Genomic DNA, 26,312 nt, shown 5'->3' with positions numbered 1-26,312 from the left:
AGTTTCTATACCAATTCCTCAGCCGTTTCCATGAATGCAGAAATCTCTGCCCTTGTTGGCATTGCATCAGAACAGCTATGTTTCGAAATAACGATTGAAGCAGAAGCGCCTCCTAATCGCATCGCTTGAGGAATCTCAAGCCCTTGCATTAAGCCATAAATAAACGCAGAAGCATATGAATCGCCAGCGCCAAACGTCTTTAACACCTTTGTTTTAAAGATACCGCCGCGGTGAGATTCCCCGTCTCTCGTATAAGCGATTGAACCATCTCCGCCGTGCTTAATTACGACGATTTTGGCATGATGAGAAAACCATCTTTCAGCCGTAACTTGGTCATTAGATTGTTCATAGTTTAATAGTTTTTCCATCATATCGAATTCTTCACGCGTTCCAATAATGACATCAGATTTTTCAGCCGCTAGATTGTAATACACAGCCGTTTCAGCTTCTGACTGCCATGTATAAGGGCGGTAATCCACATCAAAAAATACAACTACATCATGCTTACGCGCATATTCTAACACTAAAAATACCGCCTCGCGAGAAGGACTTTTCGCTAAAGCTGTTCCTGAAATTAAGAGTGCTTTTGATTGTTTAATATATTCCTCAGATACCTCTGTTGGATCAAGGTTTAAGTCTGCGACATTGTCGCGATACATTAAAATACTGCAATCTTCAGGGCTTTTAATTTCTGTAAATGCTAAACCTGTCACTGCACCTGTACGATCGATACGTATCTGATCTGTATTAATATTGTTGTCCTTTAGGTACCCAGTAATAAAGCGGCCCATTTGGTCATCGGACACTTTACCGATAAATCCTGTTTGTAAGCCAAGACGTGCAGCACCAATCGCAATATTCGCAGGAGAACCTCCTACATATTTAGTAAATGTTCTTGTTTCTTCCATTGGACGTTGTGTTTCATTAGCATTTAAATCAACGCATAAACGTCCAACTGCAATAAGGTCTAATGGACAATCTTCTTTAAAAATAAGTGGATTCATTGTTACTACCTCCCATGCTTTATGAAAGAATGAATGATATGGTTTATATTTTTATAAACCTGCTATTCATTACTCTTTATCTATTTAGAAGTAAGCGCTCTCTTTATTGGTTTAATGCAGGCTGTTTATGTTCAATTTGTACAGGTTTTCCTGTTAGTAAGGATTCCTTCGCAGCCTTCGCAATTCGCTCTGCTTGTAATCCATCATTACCACTGCAAATAACAGCTTGTCCTTCTATAATTGACTTTGTAAATTGTGTTACTTCCTCAATGTAAGCTTGCGTGTAACGCTCTAAGAAGAAATAAAGCGGCTTATCTTTTACAACACCTTCTGTTTTTGACACTTGAACTGTTGTCGGGCAGCAATTATCCGCAGCAACCGCGCCTTTTTCACCAAACACTTCTACACGCTGGTCATATCCATAAACAGCTTGGCGGCTATTATCAATTACCCCTAAAGCTCCATTCGCAAATTTTAATGTAACAATTGCAGTATCAACATCATCTACTTCCTGAATGGATGGATCAATTAATGTTGTTCCATATGCAAATACTTCAACGACTTCACTATTCATCACATAACGAGCCATATCAAAATCATGAATCATCATATCCATAAACAATCCGCCTGAAGAACGAACATATTCTATACTTGGCGGTTGTGGATCGCGTGACGTAATTTTTAAAATATGCGGCTGCCCCACTTCGCCTTGTTGAATAAGATCATATACTTTCCTGAAGTTAGGATCAAAACGACGATTAAAACCTACTTGAAGAGATACTCCCTGTTCTTTTACCACTTCTAATGCTTCTAAAGTTTCTTCTACCGAGAAACTAACAGGCTTTTCGCAGAAAATATGTTTTTTCGCAAGAGCCGCTTCTTTAATAAATTGCGCATGTGTATTTGTTGGTGAGCAAATAAAGACAGCATCAATTTCTGGATCTGTTAATAAATCCTGATAGTTTGTAGTCAGAGTGGAAATTCCTTTATCTTGAGCCCACTTTTCTAGATGACTAATTACTACATCTGAAACCGCTTTAATTTTCACTTGTGGCATAAGCTGCAAATTATCAACATGTAGTTTCCCAATTCGTCCAGCACCAATAATCCCAATTTTTAAAACGTTCATATGATTTCTCCCTCTATATTAAAATTTAAGAAACGAAATGAAAGCCTATAGGGTTTAGCGTATTAAATTAAGTTAAGCGCTTTCCCTATTTTTTCTTCATTATACACACTTAATTCTAAATTGAAAACATTTTTATTTTTTTGAATACTCCTCTTTTCATTCGAATTTTAAATTCCATCAATATACGTATTACATAAAAATAAAAATTAATAATTAGAAATATATACTCTAAAAAGCTACAAATATAATCTTTTAAAATATTGATATAACAAAGATAACGAAGCCTTTTATATAGTAATCCTCCATCTATAAGGTATTTTTTCTTTTCATACTCACTATTATTTTATTGTCCAATAAGTAAATAGAATGACTCTATAAAAGAAAGTTGTAAATTGTCAAAAAATTTAATTGACGACCTCATAATGTAAGCGTATACTTTTTTTATCAAAAAGAATTAAGCGCTTAACCAAAAAATAACTTATCGGTGGTGGGAGAATGAACGCTATTAGTTCAAACAAAACATTTATGGACAAGATTGGGATCCCTTCTAATTTAACTTGGGGATACATAGGGATTATCGTTTTTATGATTGGGGACGGGTTAGAACAGGGATGGTTATCCCCTTATCTCGTTGAAAAAGGACTAACGCTAGAACACGCTGCTTTCCTGTTTACTATTTACGGAATTACTGTATCTGCTTCTTCTTGGTTTTCTGGGGTATTTGTACAAATGTGGGGACCAAGAAAAGTCATGACATTTGGTTTAGTATCATTCATTTTAGGATCAATCGGGTTCATAGGTATTGGAATTCAACATATGAATTATCCCGTAATATTAATTTGCTATGCCCTACGAGGGTTCGGTTATCCTTTATTTGCTTATTCTTTTCTAGTTTGGGTATCTTACAGTACGCCTCAACAAATGCTTTCAAGAGCAGTTGGCTGGTTCTGGTTCGTATTCCAGCTAGGGCTTAGTGTTATAGGAGCCTTTTATTCTAGCTATATGGTTCCGAAAATCGGAGAAATCGCTACATTATGGAGTGCTTTAATTTTTGTTGTCGTCGGTGGATTATTCTCAATTGTTGTGAATAAGGATAAATTTAAGGCACAATCCGTAAGCGCTAACAAATCAAGTGAATTACTAAAAGGCATTACCATCGCATTTGAAAATCCTAAAGTTGGTATAGGCGGTATTGTAAAAATTATAAACTCGGCCGCTCAGTTTGGATTTGTTGTTTTCCTACCTACCTATATGATGAAATATAATTTTACGATGACTGAATGGCTTCAAATTTGGGGTACTCTATTCTTTGTAAATATGGTGTTTAATATTATTTTTGGTATTGTTGGAGACAAGTTTGGTTGGGTAAATACAATTAAATGGTTCGGAGGAGTCGGTTGCGGTATTGTAACTCTTGCACTCTATTATGTACCACAAATGGTAGGACATAATTATTGGGCAGTATTATTTGTTGCCTGTTGCTACGGAGCAACACTTGCCGGGTATGTACCTCTTACCGCATTAGTCCCATCTTTATCTCCTGAAAATAAAGGAGCTGCAATGTCTGTCTTAAATTTAGGTTCAGGATTATCAGCATTCGTTGGGCCATTAGTAGTAACTGTTTTCATCGGTCCATTAGGTGTTGGCGGCGTGATGTGGATCTTTGCTGGTTTGTATTTCTTTGGTGCATTTTTAACTCATTTCCTTACTATTCCAAAGGAGAATGAGATGGAGCAGGATTTAAATACGAAAAACGGTGAGCAATTCTCTGTATAAATCCTAAATATAAAAGAAGGTCATCGTAACTAACTATACTTAGTTACGATGACCTTCTTTTTGTTACATTCAAATAGGCTATTAAAAAATTTGTCATGTAATATCCTTTACTGAGGATCGCTCTACTAACTGAGGAATAATTGTAATTTTTTGCTTAGCATGCTCCTTCATTTCCATCGTTTTTAGCAGTTGTTCAAACGTACAGGCTGCCATTTGTTTAATGGGTTGCTCAATTGTTGTTAACCCTGGATCTGCAATCTCAGCATAGATTGTATTATCAAATCCGATTATTGATAAATCTTCCGGAATTGAAAGTCCTTGTTTTCTTGCTTCATTCATAAGGCATATAGCGATCAAATCTGTACAAGCAAAAACGGCTGTAGGCCTGTTAGGCAAATGAAGTAATTCCTTACTTGCACGTTTACTATCTTCCACTGTCGAATAGCAGCTAATGATAGCCTCATCATCTAACGAAATCCCTGAATCCGTAAGAGCTTGTTTGAAACCATTCAATCTCCCTAAGCTACTTTTTCTATCCTTCTCCATCATAATCGTTAAAGATGTATGGCCTTTCTGCGTTAAATAACTTCCAGCTAGATACCCTCCCCTCATATCATCAGTTGTCACAACATGAGTCGTGATGGAAGGATGATCTACAGTGAATAATACAAGTGGCAAATCTCGATTTACGATTTTTTTTACAAGTTTATAATCATTTAGCTCCGTTGCAATAATAATGCCATCTACTTGCTTTTTAAATAATAAATCAATGTATTCATGCTCACGTTTTGTTTGATGGTCTGTACTACATAAAATGAGTGTATACCCTGATTCACGTGCACTATTTTCAAAAGCTCTTGCTACTTCAGCAAAAAATGGGTTTGAGATATCTGGGACAAGTACCCCAATTGTATATGTTTTTTTACCTGTTAACGCTGCCGCTACACTACTTGGTTGGTAATCTAATTCATCCATTACCTGATTTACTTTGTTTATTGTTTTTTCACTAATACGTCCAGTTTGATTAATTACCTTGGATACAGTCGCTATTGATACACCTGCTTTTTCCGCAACATCATAAATTGTTGGTTTCACTTTAATTATCCCTTCTTAATCATCTTTTTCTATATTTTATCATAAATATATTTTGCTTCTTGGTACACAAAAGGAATTCTTTTGAAATTTGTAAGTATTTTTATATACAGGATTAGTTTCTCTCATTTACGTAACACCGAATTCCAAGTTAATATTCCAACTAAAAAACATACCACTGTATGAATGGCTTTTTACGGACAGCATACCTCGATAAAAGGAAAAAATATATTTTGATCCCAAAAAAGCAAAGGCGAAAAACTTAGCGCAACAATATTGTGTACCTACTTTTATGTTACGAAGCTTCCTCTCCTACAGTTAAAAGCATATATAATCCCATAAAAATTAAATGTAGCAACAAAACTTTCACCCAAGAACTGCATTTACACTATTAAAATTAATTATTAACAAATAAATTATAAAATTGAATATTATAATATCGATATAGATTCAGTCATAGAAAAATGTCAGTAAAAAAATTAAAAATGAATTAATAACAAAAAAGAAGTTTAAAATGCTGCTGCAACAATGATTACGGAGTTAGAGAAAGGAATATTAAATTGTAAAATCGACAATTTTACAATTCATTCATCAAAAAATCCATGCATCGGTACACCAATATTACTAATAAAATTAAAAAAATTCTTATAACAAAGTGTAGAACAAGCTATCACTGAGATTGCTTCACAAATTTAATAAATATAGCTTGCTAGAATATACGGCTTCCCACCTACTTGCCTATTTTCAGCACCAAAACTTATTACAAGTTACACTCCTATATTTCCACTTTAATACTAAAATCGATTTCAACAAACAAAGAAGGTTGCTAATAATGAAACTATCTTCTTTTCTATTGTAAATTGAAGGAATAACCTAAAATCTATTAGCAATTTTCTACCTTTCCTATTGATGAATTAAATTATTTATTTATTTATTAAACCTATTATTGCTCACTATATTTACTAAAAGTATTAATATATAATATTAGGATGATAGAAATTACGAGGTGAACTAAAGATGTATCCACAACTACTATTCGTATATACCGAAAACTTACGTAACTGTTTTAATAATCAAAACTTTTGTTTTACAAATGATTTCGATATTTCATTTGTTTCTAATCAATTATTAATCCATCCAAAGTCAAATCCCTATATTGATCTTTTTGGAGAAAAAATAAGTAATATCAACTTAATTGTTGGGAAAAATGGGGCTGGCAAGTCTACTTTATTAGATTTAATAGGCTCTCCAAAAACTGAAAGAATGTCTTTACTTAATAGACATAATGGGAATTTTTTTAGCTATATCATGTTATACCACCTAAAAGATAATGAATTTATTTTAGAAGGAACAAACTTTAATATTATAAAAAATTTAGAGGGAGTCCCAAAAGGAATATCTCATGAATACAGTATAATAATTACTTATGACTATAAGAACTGTAAAGCTTTCTATAAAAAATACATTCAGTCCAAAACAAATTCAAAAAAACAAGCCACTGAAAACGAAATTGCACATATTCTATACTATAAAAATAGACCAAATTATAACTGGATTAAACACGAAAGCGTTGTTGATCAAGATACACATGTTGGAGTTAATAGACAATATCTAAACAAAACTTCATTATTTTCAATATATGGATTTCTTGCAGAAGAGTCTGACGCTAAACAAGCATTAAGATTATCAAACATTGATAACCTTTTTATAAAAATAGAGCCAGGTCATATATATAGCTTAAATATTTATTACGAAGAATTTTTCGAGTTATACGGTAAACATTTAGATTCTATCTTAAGTTTAGATGAGGAAATGTTAATTCCTCATCTTCAAAAAAAAGAATTACCTTACTCTAAAAAACAACTATATATAATAAAATTTTTAGAAATATTCACTTTAAAAATTGTGGATTGTGCATATAGATTAATTAAAACACCTCAACAAAAAGAGGAATTCTCTAAAGGGCTTAATAACATTATTCAATCAAACGAGCATCCTTGTAAAAATTATAAAAATAGATTAGATTACCTCGAAGAAACAATTGAATTTTCTGATGGTTTCATCGAAAATATAGAGAAATATTCCAATGGTTATTACATATTTGCAACGGAATTGTTAATTCTTTTCAATTCTATCGACGAATTATATTATACTAACGCTAATACTATTGATATTCCCTTAAGTGAGGGCATCAAACCTAATATTAGCAATATTTTATCCTTTGTCCAAAAGAAACTTCCGGGATTTATGCATGACTGTATAGATTTTAAATTCGGGAATATGAGTTATGGCGAAACTGCATTTATAAATATATTTTCAAATATATTTAATTCCATTTCCATTGCTGATATGAATAGTAAATTGAAGACAATTATAATAATTCTAGATGAACCCGATTTAGCTTTTCATCCAGAATGGTCAAGAAACCTAATTTACTATTTATACAACATGTTAAATAATGTGGTACTTTCAAGAAATGTTAAATTCCAAATATTTATTACAACCCACTCTCCTTTTATTGTATCCGATATTCCTAAAGAACTCATAACATGTATAGAGATTGTAAATGACAACGGAAATACATATAGAGTTGTTAAAAAAGCCGAGTTTGGACTTATGGGGAATTTTTATGACATTGTACAAAATAACTTTTTTATGTCATCACCCATTGGAGAATTTGCCAAGCAGCTTTTCAAAAAAATATTAAGTAATATAAATATGTTAGAAAAGATAGATAAAAATGAGCGGGCATATGAAATTGAATCTATCAAACTTACAATCAATTCTATTGACGAATTAATTATTAGAAAAAAATTATTACAGTATTTAAATGAAAAACAAGTTGAATTAGGAGAGGGTTCTGTTGATTAAGCTTGATTCTACTATTTTAGAAAATTACAAACAGGAATATTCAAAAAACACACTAAATATAATAAATGCTAACTATAAAGTTAAAAAATCTAAGATGCAACAATTAAATCTGTTCAACTCCCAAAAATTAGAAATATTATTTGGCAATTGGAGCATAAAATTTCTAAATGATTTATTAAATCAGCCAATCGAGTATATTATCAAAAATTATAGTGAAGTAAAAAAATATTATGAGGTGGCACAAATGGTTAACTACAGCAAGTTCAAAATTAATCATGAACTTGCAAGATATGGATTAAAGAAAAATACTTCTTCAAGACAAGATTTTAGAAAACAGTTTGTACAAAAATATTCTAATGATTGGCTAACAAAAATTCTAAAAAAGCATCCTGAATATTTTAAGACTGATGTTAATTTCAAAAAAATGATTAAAGAAGTTAAAGAACAACTTCTTAATCTTAATGAATTAATTTCACATTTTATAAACTATGATTTTATTGACCCTATAACTCGACATGAATTACTAGTAAGTATGGATATACCGGTTTGTCCATACTGTAATAGACAATACATAACATCTTATTATTCAGACAACAATCTAAAGAAAACTACTGCTGATTTAGATCACTTTCTACCCAAATCATATTTCTCATTATTTTCTTTAAGTCTACATAACTTTGTACCGTCTTGCCAAATTTGCAATTCAAGATTCAAATTAAATAAAGGTCTAGAAATTATAAATCCTTATATCGATAATTTTCATGCTAAATTTACCGTATCTCTAAAAAAAGATTCAGAAATTGACTCAATTCTAGGGGTAGATTCCGAGTTTGAACTAAGTTTAAAAATTATTGAAAAAAATCTAAATAAAAAAATCATTATTAAAAACACCGCCGATTTATTCCAACTAAATAATGTATACCAAATCCATAAAAATTTAGTAAGGGAAATTTTATATAAAAATAGAGTGTATACAAAAACTCATAAAGAACAATTAAAAAAATTATTTGAACAAGATATGAAGTTAACTGAAACTGATATTAACCTTTTTTTATACGGAAATGATCTTAGCCCGGATAACTTTCATCTTAAGCCCTTATCAAAATTATCTTATGATGTACTAAAAGATATCGATGTTACAAAATAAAAGGTATTCCGATAATATCATTCTAGTAAAAATTCAATTTTATTAACATCTCAAATTGAATTACCCTTATATTAAATAATAGAAGTCGATTTATTGTTGCATTATCTATGTCACTTTCAACCATAGATATGGTTAAGAAGATTAGTCTTGAACTGTGATACCCTTTATAGTCAACTTTCCATATTTTGTATAGAGATATCTCCTTCTAAATTGTCATTGATGCCTCTTTCAAGTCCTAATGCACATTTTAAAAAGAGCACTTTTAAAAATTGCTCTTTTTACTTTGCATGTCACCCATCCTAGGATGAATTGAGATTTTAACTTATGAATAACTTATGAAATTATTACCAATCCTACATATAGATTGGTAACAGCCAATCTTTATCCATAATGAATCTCTAATTTTCTTGAATTCTCCCTGAGGCAAGACGGCTATTTTTTTATAGCTGCCTTGCTTGAATTAATTATAAATATTTACACATGCTATTAGCGGAATGCTTGAATCATTGTCATTGAAAATGTTCAGCACTTCCGCTCCTTAAGAGAACAGTCTACGCAACTGTTCTCTTTCTTATTTCCTTTTTTCACACATATAATATGACAAGCATTATTAACTCAGCTACAATCAATAACATTGCAACATTCTCAACATTTCCTCAACAAATTCTCAATATTTTTCATGGACAATAGCACACTTTCTCAACAGTTTTAATATCTTAATATTAGATACTGAAAGGAGGTGTTGAAAAATGACTTGGTTTATTATTTTAGGATTTATGCTTATTTTAATAATAAGCGGTTTTCATGCACATAGTATTCATATCATTTTCAAAATAGGTTCAGATACAAAAGCTGGGCCAAGTTGGTCTTTCGTTAATAAAATAAACTTCCAAACATTAAGAGAATTAATAAAAGGACTAAATAAGGATAAACTTAAAATCCTTACAATAGGAGAACTTGTTATTCCTTTAAGTTTCTTTAATAGGTTATTTAGCAAAACATTAATATTTCTATTCCTATTCTTTTACTCTCAATACTTAAACTAACGTAATATGAGATGAGTTAAAGAATAACAATCACTGAGCGTAGCAAGCCAACAATCGATCGCCTATGATGAGCTGGGCCTGAAGAATTAAACAAAAAATTAAGCGGCTGTCTGAATGTGAGTCCGGTATTGTACTGGACTCATTCTTTTTAGTGTACTTTGATTTTTTTACGATTGTAATGACCTCTATAATTATCTAATACTATCTTAATATGTTCTATACTTTCGAATTTGGTAAGATAAATTACTCTTACTTTGTCTTGTTCTGTAATTCCATCTCTTTCTGAAGGAAGACCTTTAACTTTTTTAAGTATTCGATTTCCATACATAAACATTCATTTTCATCTTTTAATGCCTCAATAGCCTCTTCAATAGCTGCATTATCTATCTTTGATTTTGTATTTGTATTTCCCATAGCTGGATCCCCTTTCTTCTTTTATATAGGAAATCCATGTCTTATAAATCATATATTTCCTTTCATCTACGAACTATTTCAATGAATTCCTTAAGAAAAACAATTCATTTATTTCCTTTGTTTTTAATCTATTTCTAAATATATCAGATCCACCCATTGAAAAATCTCCCTATATTCATTCCATATTCCTCTCTCCTAAATGGATCGTAGTACATATTATCCTCAATACATTTATAGGTTTTTATAGGATTTTTAACAAAATCTTCTTACATTTAAATAGACATAACACTTTATTCTGTCAACTCCATCTATATTGATAAATATGAAAAATCTAATTTATTTGACATTTCAATGACTTATAACAGGAAAATATATACATTAAATGAAACCTGATATATCTTTAATTTGTAAGTTGTAGTTAGTTGGCCAACTTTCCATACAATTTAATAATTTAAAATATGGGGGATCTAACATGAATCAAGTATTTAGAAAAAGTAAGAAAAAAATGGTGTATCTAGTTGGTTCACTTCTAATTTCTCTATCAATGTTTTCAACTACTAGTTTTGCAGCTACAGAAGGTGCTGTAAAAAGCGTTACAAATAGTACCTATACTGGAATTGCAGCTGATATAAATCTACCAAAATCAGTTGTTGTTAAAGATGGGTATGTGAATTGGTATTTAGGTATTGGAGCATCTAAAGTTGAGGGTGGTATTTCCAAAACACCAAGTGGATATAAAGTATTTCTAAATTCAGGGTATAATGAATCAGGTCAAAACAGTAAGTATTGGAACACACAGTATGATGAATCAATTAAAGATGGTGACCGAGTAAACCTTAAACTCGTTAATAACGGAAATGGTACGGTTACTATGTATGTAAATGGAAACCCTAGATATGCAAATCAGCCTGTATATGGCTCATTTTCTCAATATGAACCAGTAAAAATGGTTCAGGGGGTTGAAGATACTGGACGTAATTCCTTTAGCCAAGCTAGCTTTTCAAACGTACTTCTAAGAACAGATACATCTGGGGCTACCTACAAAAGTTGGAACGGTTCAATTTCTTCCTCATTTTCAAGGCACGGTACTTATGGTAACAATTTCACAGTTTATTCTCAAGTACCATTAAGCGCAAGTTTACGCTAAAGGTGTTATTTGAATCATAATGTTTTTATGAAAAAGTAGTTGCACTTTGAAGTGCACCCCAATTGTTAGACACAGTCTAACAATTGGAGGTGCATTTTTTATATAGAATACATTGTAATAGATATTTGCGCCAACATAAATGATATCTTTCAACTTTTCCAAAAATAAGCTGTTTATTTAAATGTTATGTACAAAAAAACGTAGAAATATTTAATTTCTACGCTTTTTATAGGTTAATCAATTCATTCGTTTACTATTACAATTCCTCAAATTCATCAATTTCAGCTTTACGCTTTAAAAATAGTTCCATATCTTTACTCTCTCTTTCTATTAAACCAAGAGCATGTGTATCATCCAAGGCTAACTCTTTATATCCCCATATATAATCTATAGTTGTATCTTTGACATGTCTGTGTTCTGCACAATACCATTCTATAGGTTGTAACGCATCAGATATTTTAAATAATTCTGCTGGATACCATGATGGCATATTTTCACGTTCTCCTAAGATTAAGTATGTTAATTCACCACTTTGTAACTTACATATGCCATAAACAACATACTCCTTTTTAATAACTAAGTTAAATATTTCCTCGGTTGCCTTTGTTAGATAATCTCCAATGTTGTACAAACAAGTTACTTTCATAATAAACGCCCCTTATTTAATTTTTATCTCTAAATTTAAAATCATCAAATTCACCACTTTTTATATTTTTAACATATTGTATTTCCACACCATTTACACTATGGGCCATTTTGACCTATCCACCTTCATTAGGCCATCAAGAATCTATCATAGTTATCCTTATTTCCTGATACTCCCTGGTGATTCAATTTTTACTTAACACTAAACAAACGTAGGAATCAATCATCCTACGTTTGTTTATAAAAATCTATTTATTTAATAATATTTTTTACGTTTCCAATACGTATATCCCCATCATGATGATACTTAATAATAAACCCCATATATAGTGAATATATCCAGGTATCAAAACTAACAGCTGTAACATCATATATTACATTTAAAACTTGATGTAAATTTGTTTTAACGTATTCCCCGAAAGAATTCTCCTTCCTCAAGTGTGTGAAGGGCGTAGCCCAACGATAGGTGGGAGATGAATTCCGGTTTGGCATAGCCAAAAACTTTTGATAAACTAACTATATGAAGTTCTTTGATAACTTGATATAGAAGGTTGCAGGAAGAAAATAGAGTGCGAAAACCAAGCCAATCGGTTCCTGCGTAAAATATCAACCGTACCAAAAGAGCATCCATACGTTGGACATCTAGGGGTGGAACACCCCGAAGTAACGCTCAGGGAGACGAAAGGTTACTTTCGTCGTGGAACTGAGAAGCTCCCACTTCAAGCTTTGCTAAGTGGCGAGTAGTTCACTTACTGGTACTCTAGCATTATCCCAAATAATATATACTGTCTGAGAATATGTTCCAAAAGAGTTCTGTAGATAAAATTTTATTTCATCCTCATTATATAAATCACCATAGTTTTCAATGTTGGACCAATCTACTCTTCCCCATTATGTAATAGGGAATGTATTTTCAAAACTTTTTACTACCATTTTCCCTTGAGTATTCTCTAAAATTTCAATGTCTTCACCTAATGCTTCAATACACTCTTCCAACAATGTTGCCATTTTATTACCTCATTTATTTAGATATTTTAATAATGATTTAAAGGTTTCTTGGTCTCCTTCAAAAGGAACTGCATATTTAATTGCTTAATCTTTTTTCCATTTCTAAAATCTTCTACATTTATATGCATCCCTTTACTAGGGTCATAATCTAATCGCCATCTTGCTTTATGATTAGCTGTCTCTCTGCCAACAATTTAACCATAACCAGCACTTTTTTCCATTGTTCCTATAAATGGTTGTGTAGGTTTCGAATAAAGTTTGATTGAAAATACCTCATAAACCCTTAATTTATGATAAATAAAAAGAAACTATTTTGAAAAAGGTTTGATCCAAATGGTTTCTTTGCTTATTAATTAGTATAGTAATTTTATAAAAAAGTTTGATTATTTTTATTCAACTACAGCTTCCCGACAGTTATTTTTGAATATAGTTCACTATCTAAAGATACTTCACCTACTTACAACAAACTTCTACTATCCCATCGCTGTCAGCAGAACCATAATTCCATTAGTTAAACCATGAATGATAACTGACGGCCAAATTGAATTGGTTCGTTCATACGCCCATGCAAAGACTATACCACTTAAGAAGTTTACAGGCATCGCATTATAAGTTGGAATGTGGACAACGGTAAAGATTAATGAGCTTAGAAAAATAGCCCCTATCATACCAAAACGTGTACGTAGCCATCGATATAAAAAACCACGATAAAATATCTCTTCATATATCGGTGAAATTATCGCCGCAGAAACGAAAGCAATAAGAACAGTGAAGAAATTTACGCTTTGCTGTATCGCCTCAGTTTTACTGTTCTCATAAGAATTCCCAATAAAGCTAGTAAGCACCATTACTATTACATCACCAACTAGTAACATAATAGTTAATAAGAGAATAAATTTCCAGCTCTTCATAGAGAACGACCTAATTCCCACTTCACTCCAAGAAAGTTTCTTTGGACGAAGGACCATAAAATACTCACCTAAAACTAAAACAATCGCCATTGTTAATCCTGTTAAAGTTCCTGAATATAACTCATTGTTAAACCACTGAAAATAAATAGGTTTTACTAAGAATTTTATGCATCCTATAACAAATACAAATTCGAGTAGCATCATTAATAGAAATTCTTTTAATCCCCAAGGGTCTTGTTCCTTCCAATTCATGTCCTTTTTCTTCATACATCATTCCTCTTTCTTTGTATGATATAACCTAACTATAATGGGTGACGTAACGTCACTTACAACCTTTATTTTCAGGGGGAATTAAATAAATCGATGGATTACAGGAGGATATGCATCCACACGACTTAATTTCAATCCCACAATAAAAATACCCCTTTAGATATGATTACCTAAAGGGATAAAGCATCGCGACTTTGTTCAAAACATCGCGACTTTACTTCAAATCTACAGGTTGAGAATCTGCCCCAAAATCCCCCAATAAGCTCATTGTTTTATTTCTTGCTTGTTCATATGTTTGAACCTTATCAAGAACAATCTCTCCTGAACGACCACCTTTAGCAGCTACTTCTAGTGCCTTTCCTTTCTTTTCAAGATCGCCAATCTTCCCTACAACCTTACCAACAATTCGTGCTGTACGACCAGATACGACGGCCAATGTACCCCATACATAATCGTCTGGACCGTATTTTTGACCTGTAACTAAGTCTTCCCCTTTGATAATTTGTCCAATTTCTTTTCCTGTACCAATTATTGGTGTAATACCCAATACGAATGATAAATTATTAAATCAAGATTTATTATTATGCAAAATTACATTCCAATTGTAGTTGATAATCATTCTTATTGTAACTATAATGATTACATGTTAGGTGATATTCAAAAGTTATTTACAAATTAAACCTAACTTCGCATTTAACTACAACCGGAATGGAGATGTTATAAGGTATGAAAAAAATCATTTTAGCTAGTGCAATAGGAATTGCAGCTCTTGCAGGCACAAATCTACCAGGATTAGAAGTAACAAAAGCAAGTGCAGCTTCTATCGAGTCAAATTTATCAACAATTGAAGGGCGTGTAGTTGAGGTTACTGATAATGTTATCTCTGTTGAATCAACAAAGTATTCAGAGCCTATCAGTATTTATTTAAACTCTACACCAAATGTAAAAGTTGGTGATCATATAAAAGCTACTGGTGCAATGATGCGTAATTTTACGGACTATATGATTGCAGAGTCAATTGAAAAGGTTAAAGGTACTGATACATTACACCAGGGAAGTTATCTAAAACATGTTTTTGCATACGAATATGAAATAGGACATGTTACAAAAGTAGATAAGTTTAAATCTGGAATAGAAGAATATAATTATGTAATTGTTCAATATACTGGAAATGACGGAAGTAAACGTAATGTTACAGTTTATTTAACACACGGGCAGAAATTTAATGTAGGTGAAAAGGTTAAAGTTCATATGGCGAACGCTGAAAGAAGTAATGAGTGGTCGATAACAGATGAGATTGAAAAAGTTAATGATTCTCAAGCATTAACTGATGATCGATGGATTTGGTCTTAATATAAAATTGTATTTTTTCTCTTATTGAAAAGAATTATTTGTCTTGGTTAATTTCTTCTGTTAGTAATATGAAGAGTTGAAATTTTATCCAACCAACTAAATGTATAAACCTTTTAATTGAAAAGAACTTGTAGACAAAACTACAAGTTCTTTTTACTTTTCCAAATAATAAGAGAAAGTAAACAAATATTCAAAACTTCGTATTTATAAACCAATCTGTTCAAAATCGATGGTATATTCTATAGCAATATTGGTTCTTTAGTGGCTGGTAAAAACTCGATACTCATAGCGTAATGTAATAGCAAATTGATATATTCTTGATTTGGTTCTAAACAATGTACATTCTTCAGATATCCTTGCGTATACGAACAAGATGGTATAGCTACAGATAGTTCTTCTACAGATTCTAATAAAGGCATTATGAGCTCTAAAGCTTTCTGTTCATCATTAGTTAGATTCGTATTAAAAAACTTCTCTATATACTTTTCTTGTTTCATTAACATAATATCGTATCCAAAACCTTGTAAACTATTTATAAATTGGTCCCATTTAAGTTGATTGGGATTACAAATATGCATGGTTTTATTTACTGTATTGGCCTTATAGGATAATTCAGTAATAGCTAAACTGCCATAGTCTACAGGCGTTAAATCTACATACGTATTGATTTCAGGTGCTATGCTAGATAAGCATATCCCTTTCAACAATCTATAAAAAGCGTTTTCATTAATATTGAATTGAAATTTACCCGTTTTAGAGTTACCCACTAAATTCCCCACACGGTATATCGTAGCACGAATCCCTTTTTCCATTGCCTCTCTGACCATTTTCTCGCCTTGAAACTTACTTTCTAAGTAGACATTATCTAAATTTTGACCTCTATCAAAATTAGACTCAAGGAATTCAAATTCTTTTGGATCGCTTTCAGCCTGTCCAGCTACACTTAAAGTCGATATATAATGAAAACGTGCATTTGTATTCTTAGCTAATTCCAATAAATATTTTGTAGACTGAACATTTACCTTTTGAAAATGCTCACGTTCTCCATAGTGTCTAACTTCTCCACCACAATGTATGATTGACTCTACCTTATTATTTAAATGGTCCAATTGCTTTGAATCTAGACCTAGATTTATCAAAGATAAATCTCCTTCAATTAATTCTACTCTCTCCTCCAACTTTTGGAGAATTTCTTTACCGAAATAAAACATCATTCTTTCTTCTAACTTTGAACCAATTACTTGATCCTCATTATTTCTTACTAGACAGTAAATAGTCGTAGATGGCAACTGTAATAAGCGTTCTAAAATGTGTGCTCCTAAATATCCTGTAGCCCCTGTAAGGAAAACTGCTTTTGGATAATTCACCCTATCTATCTCACATTCTTCTATTTTATTTCTTTTACAAGCAGGAGGCGTTATCGTTTCATTTTCCATACATGCGACATTCATATTTTTCTCTTTCTTGAACGACATATCTTCCATTTCTTCAATATGAGAGGCTAATTTTTCTATTGTTCTATACTTAAAGAAATCTTGGATTTTCAAGTTAGGGTATAACGGTTTTAATTTGACTAATGACGGCATAACTTTTAAAGAATGTCCACCCAAATTAAAGAAATCATCTTTTAAACCTATAGATTTAATGTTTAGAACTTCGGACCATACTTTTGCAATGTTTTTTTGCACTTTAGTCTGAGGCTTAAGTATAGACTCATCTTTTTGCTCATTATCAAACTCTATTTCTGGCAGTTTTTCGAAATCAATTTTCCCATTAGCCGTTATTGGTATTTCTAACACATGAGAGTAATATTTAGGGATCATATATTCTGGCAATACTTTTGATAAATGCAAAGCTAACTTATTTTTCTCTATTTCTAAACCGTCCACTGTTTTATAATAAGCTTGCAGTAACATCCCATCTTTCGTTTGTGTTACCACGGCTTGATTTATCCCCTTAAGTTGTAACATTGCATCTTCTATTTCCCCTAGTTCAATTCTGTGCCCTCTAATTTTAACTTGCTTATCTTTTCTTCCCATAAATTCTATATTTCCATTTGGTAACCACTTTGCTAAATCACCTGTTCGGTATAACCTTTTACTGTTATCTTTTGAATATGGATTTGCAATAAATGCCTGTTTTGTTTTTTCTTCCTGCTTCCAATACCCTTGGGCCAATCCTAAACTCTCAATATATAATTCGCCCATGCCCCCTACCGGACAATGTTGCATATATGAGTTCAATATATGAACCTTTGTATTAGAAATTGGAATACCAATCGGTATGCTACCTAAAATGTTATTTTCGCATTCTAATTCTGGTATGAAATAGTACATCGCTGAAACAGTTGCTTCAGTAGGACCATACTCATTTACCAGTTGCACTTGGTTTTTAAAAGTATCTTGCCAACTCCTAATAGCATTTGTTGATGCAGCTTCTCCTCCCATTATCATAAATCTTAAAGAACGTATCTTCTCGCTATCCGGTTTAGTTAATGATGTCGATAATTCATTAAAAAATACTGTTGGTAAATCAGAAATAGTTGCTTGTATTTCTTGGACTGCTTGGGCATATTCGACAGTTGAATAGCGCTGTTCATCATTTAATACATACAGCTCCGCTCCATTTAACAAAGTAGAAAAAATTTCCGATACAGAAGAATCAAAACTATGAGAATAAAACTGTGTTACTTTATCATTTGGAGAAATCTGAAATACTTCATTTCTCCATTCAACTAAATTTAATACTCCTTTATGCGTTAATAATGCACCTTTTGGTTTGCCTGTTGATCCTGAAGTATAAATCACATATGCCAAATCATCTGGCTTATTAAAAATTTTCACATCATCATTTATAGTCGTACGATATATATCCTCTATTATTGAAACCTTATAATTGCTTAAATTCAAATGACTTTTGTATTTGTTACTCGTTATAATTCTACATGCCTCGCTATCACTAACTATATAATTTATTCTATCCTCAGGGTATTTTACATCGATTGGTATATAGGCAGCACCGGCTTTTAATATTCCAAGCATAGAAACAATACTATTCATACTTCTATCTAAAAATATGGCTACCTTATCACCTCTTTTTATACCTTTTCCGATTAAATGTTGAGCTACTTGATTAGAGCTTATATTTAATTGTCTATATGTTAAAGATTCCGTTTCAGTCGCTATAGCAATCCGATTTGATTGTCTTTCTACTTGCTTATAGAATTGCTCCTGTATATTTTGAAAATAAGGATACGGTCTTTCTGTATAATTTACCTTTCTATATAGAGATTCCTCTTCCAGCGATAGGAATGACAGATTCTCATATGCCACTGTTCTTTGATGAATAAATTCGTCCAGTATAGTAAGTAAATTTTGAGTAAACCTATTAATTGACTCTTCCTTGAAAAGATTAATATTATACTCAAATGAAATCTCTACATAATCCGATCCTTCTTCAACAGCTAAAGAAATGTCAAACTTACTAACATCTTGTTTATTAGGTAACAATTGAAGCTTGTACGCATCATGTTGTTGCAAAATATCTTTCTGGTAACTAAACATAGTAGAAAAGATCGGGTTATTTCCAAAGCTTCTATCAGGATTTATTTGCTCAATTACTTTATCAAATGGGTATGATTGGTTTTGGAAAGAATTCAAACATTTTTCTCTCACTACTTGTAATAGTTGTTTTAAATTTTTCACATCATTTAATTGTGTTCTAATAGCTAAAGTATTTACAAAAAATCCTTGTATTTGTTCGAATTCTTGATAATTCCTTCCAACAACCGGTGTACCTACAATAATGTCTTTTTGATCCGTTAGATAATGTAACAATTGAATATATGCTGCCAAAAATAGCATATACATCGAAACATTCTCTTGTTCACATACTTGTTTCAAAGACTCTTTCATTTTATTATCTAACTTCATTTCAAATACTGTACCTCTATTTGTACTTTGATGATTCTTACTAAAATCTAAAGGAAGATTTAGTATAGGAAGAGGTGCTGCAAGTTCGGCCATCCAATAAGATTTTTCTGTATCCCACCGACCTAACTTTAACTGCTCCTGTTCCCACTCAACATAATCTACATATCGATTAGAAATAGTTGGCAGCTCAGGATTTCTTCGTTTAGCAAAGGCACTATATACCTTCATTAATTCATCTAATAAATTCCTTACACTCCACTCATCAGTAATAATGTGATGTAAATTGATATATAAATAGGATTTTTTCTTATCAAGATTAAAAATTCTAATCCGGAAAAGTGGTCCATTTTCCAAATCAAATGGTGTATGATCCGTTTGATTTATTGTTCTACGTATATATTCTTGTTTTTCCTTTTTAGTTATGTGTTCAATATCATCGTGAATAAGGTCAATAGATATTGATTTTAATATGACCTGTCTAGGCTCCCCATTTTTTTCAATAAACACTGTTCGAAGCATCTCGTGTCGTTCAACCAAAAACCTTATGGCGTCCTGTAAAATATCTTTTTTCAAACTCGGCTCAATATATATGTGTAGTGGTGTATCGTATACTCTATTAATAGCGTTTGATTTATTTAAAAACCAAATTCTTTTTTGAGCACTTGATAACTGATACCTTTCCTTATCTGTAACTTTTAATATTTGCATCTTCCGTTCTTCCCTATCATGATTTACTTCCATTAATTTATCGATGTAAGCAGATAGACTAGCAATTGTTGTATGCTCAAAAATATCTCTAATTTCTAATTTCAAATGAAACTCTTTTTGAATTTGATTTAATACTTGCACAGCAATTAATGAATGTCCCCCAAGTTTAAAAAAGTCGTCATCTCTACTGATTCTATATTTCCCTAAATTTAAAATCTCTGACCATGTTTTTGCCAACCTTTTTTCTGTGCCACTTATTGGTGGTATATATTGATTTTGCATATTTTCAAGTAAAGATGGGATTTGTAATTCTAATTTTTTTCTATCAACCTTACCACTTGGTGATAATGGAAATGTTTTAAGATGAAATATATAATTTGGTATCATAAAATCTGGTAATCTTTCACTTAAGAATGTTTTTAAGTTCTCTTGTTTTATCTCTGTATTGTCTTTTGATACATAAAAGCTAGCAATTTTGTCATTTTGATAAGTTACTACTACTGCATCTTTTACCTCTGGGTGTTTAAATAATGCTCTTTCTATTTCATCAAGCTCAATTCGATACCCACGTAGTTTTACTTGATTATCTTTCCTTCCGATAAATTCTAAGTTTCCATTTGGTAAAAGGCGTACTAAGTCCCCAGTATGATATATTTTTTTATTGCGATTATATGATTTTTCAAAAGAAATAAATGCCTCTTCTGTTTTTTTCTTTTGATTTATATATCCTTTAGCAACCCCATCACCACCAATGAATAATTCACCTACTACTCCTGACGGACATAACGTATTGAACGGACTGATCACGAAAACTTTACTATTAGCAATTGGTTTACCTATTGGGATATTAGAAGTTTCTTCTTTTATCTCATGATTTACTTCATAAATGGTTGTACATACAGTAGCTTCAGTAGGACCATATGCGTTAAGAACTGGAATCTTTAACCCTACTTTACTTTGCCATTTACGAACTGATGCAGCACGTAATGTTTCCCCTCCTACAAATACACATTTTAAAGAATTTAATTTCAGCAACATTTCTTTTGGCATATCAGCTATTAATTTAAAAAATGCAGTTGGTAAAAGAACAAATGTAATACCATTCTTGTTAATTACATTTATAAATTCTTCTGCAGTACGTTTTTCCAATTCAGAAATTAAATGCATTCTTCCTCCGCATAACAAAATCGGAAACATTTCCATAATAGAGGCATCAAAAATCATCGTTGCAAATTGTAAAAATACATCATTTTTGTCTAAATGAAATTGATTCATTAATGAATATGATAAATTAATTACTCCTCTATGTGGTACAACTACTCCTTTTGGTAAACCGGTTGAACCTGACGTGTAGATAATATACGCAGCATCTTCTATGTTATGTGTAGACGCAATATTTTCTATAGAATTAGTGTAATGAAAATCCTCTAGAAAAATTGTATGAATTGCAAAACTTTCAATTAATCCCCTGAATTCTTTCTTTGTAATAATCATTTGACTTTCACTATCTTTTAATATAAATTCTATTCTTTTTTCAGGAAACTTTGGATCGATTGGTACATAAACTCCACCTGATTTTAGTATACCTAGAATGCATACAATTGTATCGATCTCTCTCACCATAGTAATACTTACACGCTGTCCCTTTTTTATATCATTTTCACGTAAATAATTCGCAATTTGATTTGACCTTTGCTGCAAGTCATAATAGGTAATCGATTTATCTCCCATTGAAATCGCTATTTGATTTGGCGATTTTAATGCTTGTAGATCAATTAATTGATCTAATGTTTTTGAATTAGGATATGCAAGAGTATTTGAGTTTATATCTTTGTATAAACGATGATCCTTTTTTAAAAGTAAATCCAATGAATGAATAGGTTCGTTCACATTCTTCATTAGTTTTTGTAACAAATATATATATCTTTCAACTAAATCATTCATACTATCTGGTTTATATAATGCTGAATTATAATCAATCTCAATTTTATTCTCTGTTTCCCCTTCATATCTCATTATTCTCCAGGTCATGTTAAAAGGGTTTACTCTTTTACAATCTGTTAAAACTGTGGACTCAATATCAGGAATTTTCAATTGAGGTATCCTTACCGTATTAAATGCTGTTGAATAAATCATATTATGATGTGTATTATTATTTAGATTTAAATCTCTTACTATATGTGAATATGGATTATGTTTATACTTAATAGCCAAATGAACAGATTTATTCACCTTGTTAAGTATTCCCTTAAATGTATCACCTTTTTCTATTGTTATACGTATAGGTAATGTATTAACAAAATAACCAAAAGCATTCCCTTCTTCCGTTTGTGGTCTAGTATTAATTGGTATACCTACAATAATTTCTTCAGCATTTGTCATTTGATGAAGCAAGGCACAATAAGTACTTAACATAACCCGATAGACACTTATGTTATTTCTTTTAGCAAAACATTGTATTTGATAAAATAGATCGGCATCAATATTCTTACTTATATTTTCGTTCGTATATATCGGTTCATTCATTTTATTAATAGTAGCAGGAAACTCTGTAGGAGGTAATTCACCTTGTAAATAATCTTTCCAATAGGATGATCCTTCTCTATACATTGCACTGTCAATAAAACCTTCCTCAAATTCTACAAGGCTCTTATAAGGAGATTCTAATACTAAACCCGTATTTTCTTGAAGTAATTCACAATACGTATAAGACAATTGTTGGATAAAAACCCCTAAACTACATCCATCATAAATAATGTGATGAAAAATCATATGTAAAATAAATTCATCTTCACACAATTTAATGATGTGGAATTTAAACAAAGGCCCTTCTTCTAAATTAAATTTCTCATTCACTATAGAGTCTAAGAATTTTTTTAAAATAAATTTTTGTTCTGTGTTTTTAAAAGCAGTTAAATCCTTAATTGGTATATCAAAATCTATACTCTTTTGAATAAATTGTTTAATTTTTTCGTCCTTTTTAATAAATAGTGTACGTAGCGCCGGATGAGATTGCACTATTAAAGTAAGCGCTTTCTTAAAAGTATCTATTTGAAGATTTCCTTTTAGCTTTATTATGGTAGCTTCATTGTTCATTCCATTTTCTAATTCCATTTGATGAGCTATCCATAATGCTTCTTGCCCTACTGTTGCATCCAATTCTTCTACAATTTCATATTGCTTTTGTATTTCCTTCATATGAATTTCTCCTTTTATAAATATTTCAAAACGGATAATATTTACAATTACAACTATATGTACACATTCTGCGATTTGTAAATGTATATTTTCCGACTAAATCCAACATTTATTTCACTTATTGCATAGTTATTAAAATCATGAATAAAACTCATAATTATGCTGTAATAGTTCATACTTTTATTCAATTTAAGCATAAAAAACCATTTAACTAATAATTCTAATTAATTTTTATACAGTAATCTTACATATATTTATTAAGGTAAATAGCCTAATTTATATCCCGAAAACAAATTCAAGAATATTCCAACTGATCATTATATATATTTCTAATAACATAATTTGAATAGGAGGAGTTCGTTCATAATGGAATATAGATTATTAGGTAACACGGGATTAATAGTTTCAGAGATAGGATTTGGTTCTTGGGCGATTGGTGGCGATGAATGGGGAGTAGTAAAAGATAATGAATCCATTGATGCAATCAATAAAGCAATTGACCTAGGGGTTAATTTTATTGACACTGCTGACGTTTATGGATTAGGTCATAGTGAAACACTCGTTGCAAAGGCTATACATAAACGTAGGCAGGATATCATTCTGTCTACAAAAGGTGGATTAATTTGTCATCATTATGACCCTAATCAACCAGCCGTTTATGGAGATCCTCAAAAGATCATTGATTCGTTTGATGCTAGTTTACTGCGGCTTAAAACGGATTATATAGATGTGTACTTTTGTCATATTTGGTGGGATAAACCTGAAGAAACAGAAGCTTTTCTACAAGCTTTCCAAACCTTAAAAAAATCTGGAAAAGTGAGAGCAGTTGGCGTTTCTACTAATGATTTAGATTATATTAAACATTTTAATCAGAATGATGATTTAGATGTTGTACAATTCGATTATAGTATTTTAAATAAAGAACCTGAAAAAGACATCCTTCCTTATATTGAAAAACATAATTTAGGTGCTGTGATAAGAGGTCCACTTAAGATGGGAATTTTAACTGGGAAATTTAATCATGAAACTCAATTTCCAGACGATGATTTAAGAAAAGATTGGCCAAAAGAACAGTGGTTTAAAGATAGCTTAAACAAAGTAGAGAAATTAGATTCACTTGTACGATCAAATCGAAGTCTAGCGCAAATTGCCTTACGTTATGTTTTAAGCCACCCAGCCGTTTCAGTTGCGATACCTGGTGCAAAAAATCCTACTCAGGTTGAAGAAAATTCTTTACACTTAACTCGTCCATTATTATTAAATAATGAAATTGAATTCATTAAAAAACTTTGATCCAATAATTATTCTTCCTTGAACTACCCCCACTTTCACTTCGTTTAGAAGTGGGGGATTCCTAAGTAAAGAGTTCTATCGAACTCTAATTGATTAGGCTAACCCCGCAGTCCCTGCGGTTAGAAGCCTTATTGCTTCATTCTTTAGATTGATACTTGCGTTAATATCCCTATCATGGTGTGTACGACAAGAAGGACAGTCCCATTTACGTAGGTTTAGATTTTTAACGTCTTTGTTTTGATATCCACAACAAGAACATAATTGGCTGGAAGCAAATGTTTTCGATACGACAATGACTTGTTTACCATACCATTTTGCTTTATATTCCAACATGGTTCGAAACTGTGACCAAGATACTTCACTAATTGCTTTTGCTAACTTACGATTTTTTAACATATTCGATACTTGCAAATCCTCTATACCGATAACATCGTGGTTTTTGATGATTTCAGTTGAGATTTTATCTAAGTAATCTTTTCTAGCATTTGATATGTATTCATGAATTCTAGCTACTTTTACCCGTTGTCTATTCCAACGAGAAGATCCTTTCATTCTTCTAGAAAGAACACGCTGTGCTTTCGCCAACTTATCTTCTAATGATCGGAAAAACTTCGGATTTTCATAGGGTTTTCCATCTGACAAAATGGCGAAATCTTTTAGTCCTACATCTACTCCAATGTAAGAATGTGTTTTCGGAAGTTCTTGTACTTCTGTTTCAACTAATAGTGACACAAAATATCTACCAGAAGGGTTCCGTCTAACAGTCGCATTTACAATACGTCCCGTTATTTCACGACTTTTGGCAAATCGAACAAGGCCTAGTTTCGGCAACTTAATTTTGCTCCCTACAACAGCAATGTTTTCATTTGTTTGTTTTGTGGTATAAGATTGTACGTTGTTCTTCTTAGATTTAAAGCACGGTGCGCTGTTTTGTTTTTTGAAAAAGCGCGTATACGCATCCGCAAGGTTGCGAACAGACGACTGAATCGCAATACTATCCACTTCTTTGAGCCAAACAAACTCTTTCTTCATGGCAGGAAGTTTGGCAGAGCATGTACCATATGTTAAACCTCTTCCAGTTTCTTTATATGCGTGATTCCATAGGGATAGGAAATGATTAAATACAAAGCGAGAACAACCTATCGTTTTATTAATTAGAATTGTTTGTGCTTGATTTGGATAGATACGAAACTTAAAGGCTTTATTAATTATCATTTGATTCACCTCCATTTCGGTATATGAATATTATACACCAAACGTATATTCGATTGATAGTGAAGTAACACTTTATGTATGTCGAACAAGTCATCTCCCACCTACTCACTTCACGTTCCTTGAGGAAGGAGTCTTCTTGGCTAAAATGATAAA

Annotated in this window: 16 protein-coding genes and 3 pseudogenes; 7 read left to right on the top strand and 12 right to left on the bottom strand. The window is 31.7% G+C overall.

The window, feature by feature from the left end; all coding sequences use genetic code 11:
* Nucleotides 1-5 precede the first annotated feature (5 nt).
* Nucleotides 6-1,004, bottom strand: coding sequence for a 5-dehydro-2-deoxygluconokinase (gene iolC / locus KZZ19_RS27150; protein WP_237982022.1), 999 nt, complete (start codon nt 1,002-1,004; stop codon nt 6-8).
* 103 nt (nt 1,005-1,107) lie between these two features.
* Nucleotides 1,108-2,133, bottom strand: a complete 1,026-nt coding sequence (iolG, locus tag KZZ19_RS27145) for an inositol 2-dehydrogenase (RefSeq protein ID WP_237982023.1) — start codon at nt 2,131-2,133, stop codon at nt 1,108-1,110.
* Between the two features lie 495 nt (nt 2,134-2,628).
* Here iolG and KZZ19_RS27140 point away from each other — a divergent pair, with 495 nt between their 5' ends.
* Entirely contained in the window at nt 2,629-3,909 is a 1,281-nt protein-coding gene (locus KZZ19_RS27140; protein ID WP_237982024.1) for an MFS transporter, read from the top strand.
* A 93-nt stretch (nt 3,910-4,002) separates the two neighbouring features.
* Here the strand turns inward: KZZ19_RS27140 and KZZ19_RS27135 are convergent, their stop codons facing one another.
* On the bottom strand, nt 4,003-5,004 hold the full coding sequence (locus KZZ19_RS27135) for a LacI family DNA-binding transcriptional regulator (RefSeq protein ID WP_000805151.1): 1,002 nt from the start codon (nt 5,002-5,004) through the stop codon (nt 4,003-4,005).
* Nucleotides 5,005-6,018: 1,014 nt separating this feature from the next.
* Here KZZ19_RS27135 and KZZ19_RS27130 point away from each other — a divergent pair.
* The 3 genes from KZZ19_RS27130 (at nt 6,019) to KZZ19_RS27120 (ending at nt 10,065) form a co-directional block, all read left to right on the top strand.
* Entirely contained in the window at nt 6,019-7,872 is a 1,854-nt protein-coding gene (locus KZZ19_RS27130) for an AAA family ATPase (RefSeq protein ID WP_237982025.1), read from the top strand.
* Nucleotides 7,865-9,019, top strand: a complete 1,155-nt coding sequence (locus tag KZZ19_RS27125) for an HNH endonuclease domain-containing protein (RefSeq protein ID WP_237982026.1) — start codon at nt 7,865-7,867, stop codon at nt 9,017-9,019. Before KZZ19_RS27130 ends, KZZ19_RS27125 begins: the two co-directional genes overlap by 8 nt.
* A gap of 749 nt (nt 9,020-9,768) precedes the next feature.
* Entirely contained in the window at nt 9,769-10,065 is a 297-nt protein-coding gene (locus tag KZZ19_RS27120) for a hypothetical protein (protein ID WP_226545979.1), read from the top strand.
* Between the two features lie 249 nt (nt 10,066-10,314).
* On the opposite strand, the gene KZZ19_RS27115 is transcribed toward KZZ19_RS27120, so the two are convergent.
* A complete protein-coding gene (locus KZZ19_RS27115; RefSeq protein ID WP_237982027.1) occupies nt 10,315-10,479 on the bottom strand; it encodes a hypothetical protein in 165 nt (54 codons plus the stop codon).
* Nucleotides 10,480-10,951: 472 nt separating this feature from the next.
* On the opposite strand from KZZ19_RS27115, the gene KZZ19_RS27110 reads away from it, so the two are divergent.
* Nucleotides 10,952-11,626 (top strand): hypothetical protein, encoded by a 675-nt coding sequence (locus tag KZZ19_RS27110; protein WP_226545981.1) that lies wholly within the window; start codon nt 10,952-10,954, stop codon nt 11,624-11,626.
* A gap of 256 nt (nt 11,627-11,882) precedes the next feature.
* Here the strand turns inward: KZZ19_RS27110 and KZZ19_RS27105 are convergent, their stop codons facing one another.
* The 6 genes and pseudogenes from KZZ19_RS27105 to KZZ19_RS27085 all read right to left on the bottom strand — a co-directional run.
* Nucleotides 11,883-12,272 (bottom strand): hypothetical protein, encoded by a 390-nt coding sequence (locus KZZ19_RS27105; protein ID WP_226545983.1) that lies wholly within the window; start codon nt 12,270-12,272, stop codon nt 11,883-11,885.
* A gap of 251 nt (nt 12,273-12,523) precedes the next feature.
* Entirely contained in the window at nt 12,524-12,763 is a 240-nt protein-coding gene (locus KZZ19_RS31240; protein WP_432442733.1) for a hypothetical protein, read from the bottom strand.
* A gap of 258 nt (nt 12,764-13,021) precedes the next feature.
* Nucleotides 13,022-13,279 (bottom strand): annotated as a pseudogene (locus tag KZZ19_RS27100) (hypothetical protein); the annotation flags it as partial.
* Nucleotides 13,280-13,288: 9 nt separating this feature from the next.
* Nucleotides 13,289-13,521 (bottom strand): annotated as a pseudogene (locus KZZ19_RS27095) (T7SS effector LXG polymorphic toxin); the annotation flags it as partial.
* A 231-nt stretch (nt 13,522-13,752) separates the two neighbouring features.
* Nucleotides 13,753-14,457 (bottom strand): CPBP family intramembrane glutamic endopeptidase, encoded by a 705-nt coding sequence (locus tag KZZ19_RS27090; RefSeq protein ID WP_237982028.1) that lies wholly within the window; start codon nt 14,455-14,457, stop codon nt 13,753-13,755.
* Between the two features lie 337 nt (nt 14,458-14,794).
* A pseudogene (locus tag KZZ19_RS27085) lies at nt 14,795-15,022 on the bottom strand (pre-toxin TG domain-containing protein); the annotation flags it as partial.
* Between the two features lie 164 nt (nt 15,023-15,186).
* Here KZZ19_RS27085 and KZZ19_RS27080 point away from each other — a divergent pair.
* A complete protein-coding gene (locus tag KZZ19_RS27080) occupies nt 15,187-15,813 on the top strand; it encodes a hypothetical protein (RefSeq protein WP_237982029.1) in 627 nt (208 codons plus the stop codon).
* Between the two features lie 239 nt (nt 15,814-16,052).
* Here KZZ19_RS27080 and KZZ19_RS27075 read toward each other — a convergent pair whose 3' ends face one another.
* Nucleotides 16,053-23,651 (bottom strand): non-ribosomal peptide synthetase, encoded by a 7,599-nt coding sequence (locus KZZ19_RS27075; RefSeq protein ID WP_237982030.1) that lies wholly within the window; start codon nt 23,649-23,651, stop codon nt 16,053-16,055.
* A gap of 366 nt (nt 23,652-24,017) precedes the next feature.
* On the opposite strand from KZZ19_RS27075, the gene KZZ19_RS27070 reads away from it, so the two are divergent.
* The gene (locus tag KZZ19_RS27070) at nt 24,018-24,944 is read left to right on the top strand and encodes an aldo/keto reductase (RefSeq protein ID WP_237982031.1); all 927 of its coding nucleotides are present in this window, start codon (nt 24,018-24,020) and stop codon (nt 24,942-24,944) included.
* A gap of 93 nt (nt 24,945-25,037) precedes the next feature.
* Here the strand turns inward: KZZ19_RS27070 and tnpB are convergent, their stop codons facing one another.
* Nucleotides 25,038-26,159: an IS200/IS605 family element RNA-guided endonuclease TnpB gene (tnpB, locus tag KZZ19_RS27065; RefSeq protein WP_226545993.1), complete on the bottom strand. Its 1,122-nt coding sequence runs from the start codon at nt 26,157-26,159 to the stop codon at nt 25,038-25,040.
* Nucleotides 26,160-26,312 lie beyond the last annotated feature (153 nt).

The sequence above is a fragment of the Bacillus thuringiensis genome (assembly GCF_022095615.2).
GTDB lineage: Bacteria > Bacillota > Bacilli > Bacillales > Bacillaceae_G > Bacillus_A > Bacillus_A cereus_AG.
The sequence above is the reverse complement of the archived record's forward strand: the minus strand, read 5'-3'. Positions and strand labels throughout refer to the sequence as shown.

Coding starts and splice junctions, on each gene's coding strand:
- KZZ19_RS27110 (WP_226545981.1), top strand. CDS start 10,952: ATGAATCAAGTATTTAGAAAAAGTAAGAAAAAAATGGTGTATCTAGTT.
- iolG (WP_237982023.1), bottom strand. CDS start 2,133: ATGAACGTTTTAAAAATTGGGATTATTGGTGCTGGACGAATTGGGAAA.
- KZZ19_RS27120 (WP_226545979.1), top strand. CDS start 9,769: ATGACTTGGTTTATTATTTTAGGATTTATGCTTATTTTAATAATAAGC.
- KZZ19_RS31240 (WP_432442733.1), bottom strand. CDS start 12,763: ATGCCAAACCGGAATTCATCTCCCACCTATCGTTGGGCTACGCCCTTC.
- KZZ19_RS27090 (WP_237982028.1), bottom strand. CDS start 14,457: ATGAAGAAAAAGGACATGAATTGGAAGGAACAAGACCCTTGGGGATTA.
- KZZ19_RS27115 (WP_237982027.1), bottom strand. CDS start 10,479: ATGGGAAATACAAATACAAAATCAAAGATAGATAATGCAGCTATTGAA.
- KZZ19_RS27105 (WP_226545983.1), bottom strand. CDS start 12,272: ATGAAAGTAACTTGTTTGTACAACATTGGAGATTATCTAACAAAGGCA.
- iolC (WP_237982022.1), bottom strand. CDS start 1,004: ATGAATCCACTTATTTTTAAAGAAGATTGTCCATTAGACCTTATTGCA.
- KZZ19_RS27140 (WP_237982024.1), top strand. CDS start 2,629: ATGAACGCTATTAGTTCAAACAAAACATTTATGGACAAGATTGGGATC.
- KZZ19_RS27070 (WP_237982031.1), top strand. CDS start 24,018: ATGGAATATAGATTATTAGGTAACACGGGATTAATAGTTTCAGAGATA.
- tnpB (WP_226545993.1), bottom strand. CDS start 26,159: ATGATAATTAATAAAGCCTTTAAGTTTCGTATCTATCCAAATCAAGCA.
- KZZ19_RS27075 (WP_237982030.1), bottom strand. CDS start 23,651: ATGAAGGAAATACAAAAGCAATATGAAATTGTAGAAGAATTGGATGCA.
- KZZ19_RS27130 (WP_237982025.1), top strand. CDS start 6,019: ATGTATCCACAACTACTATTCGTATATACCGAAAACTTACGTAACTGT.
- KZZ19_RS27080 (WP_237982029.1), top strand. CDS start 15,187: ATGAAAAAAATCATTTTAGCTAGTGCAATAGGAATTGCAGCTCTTGCA.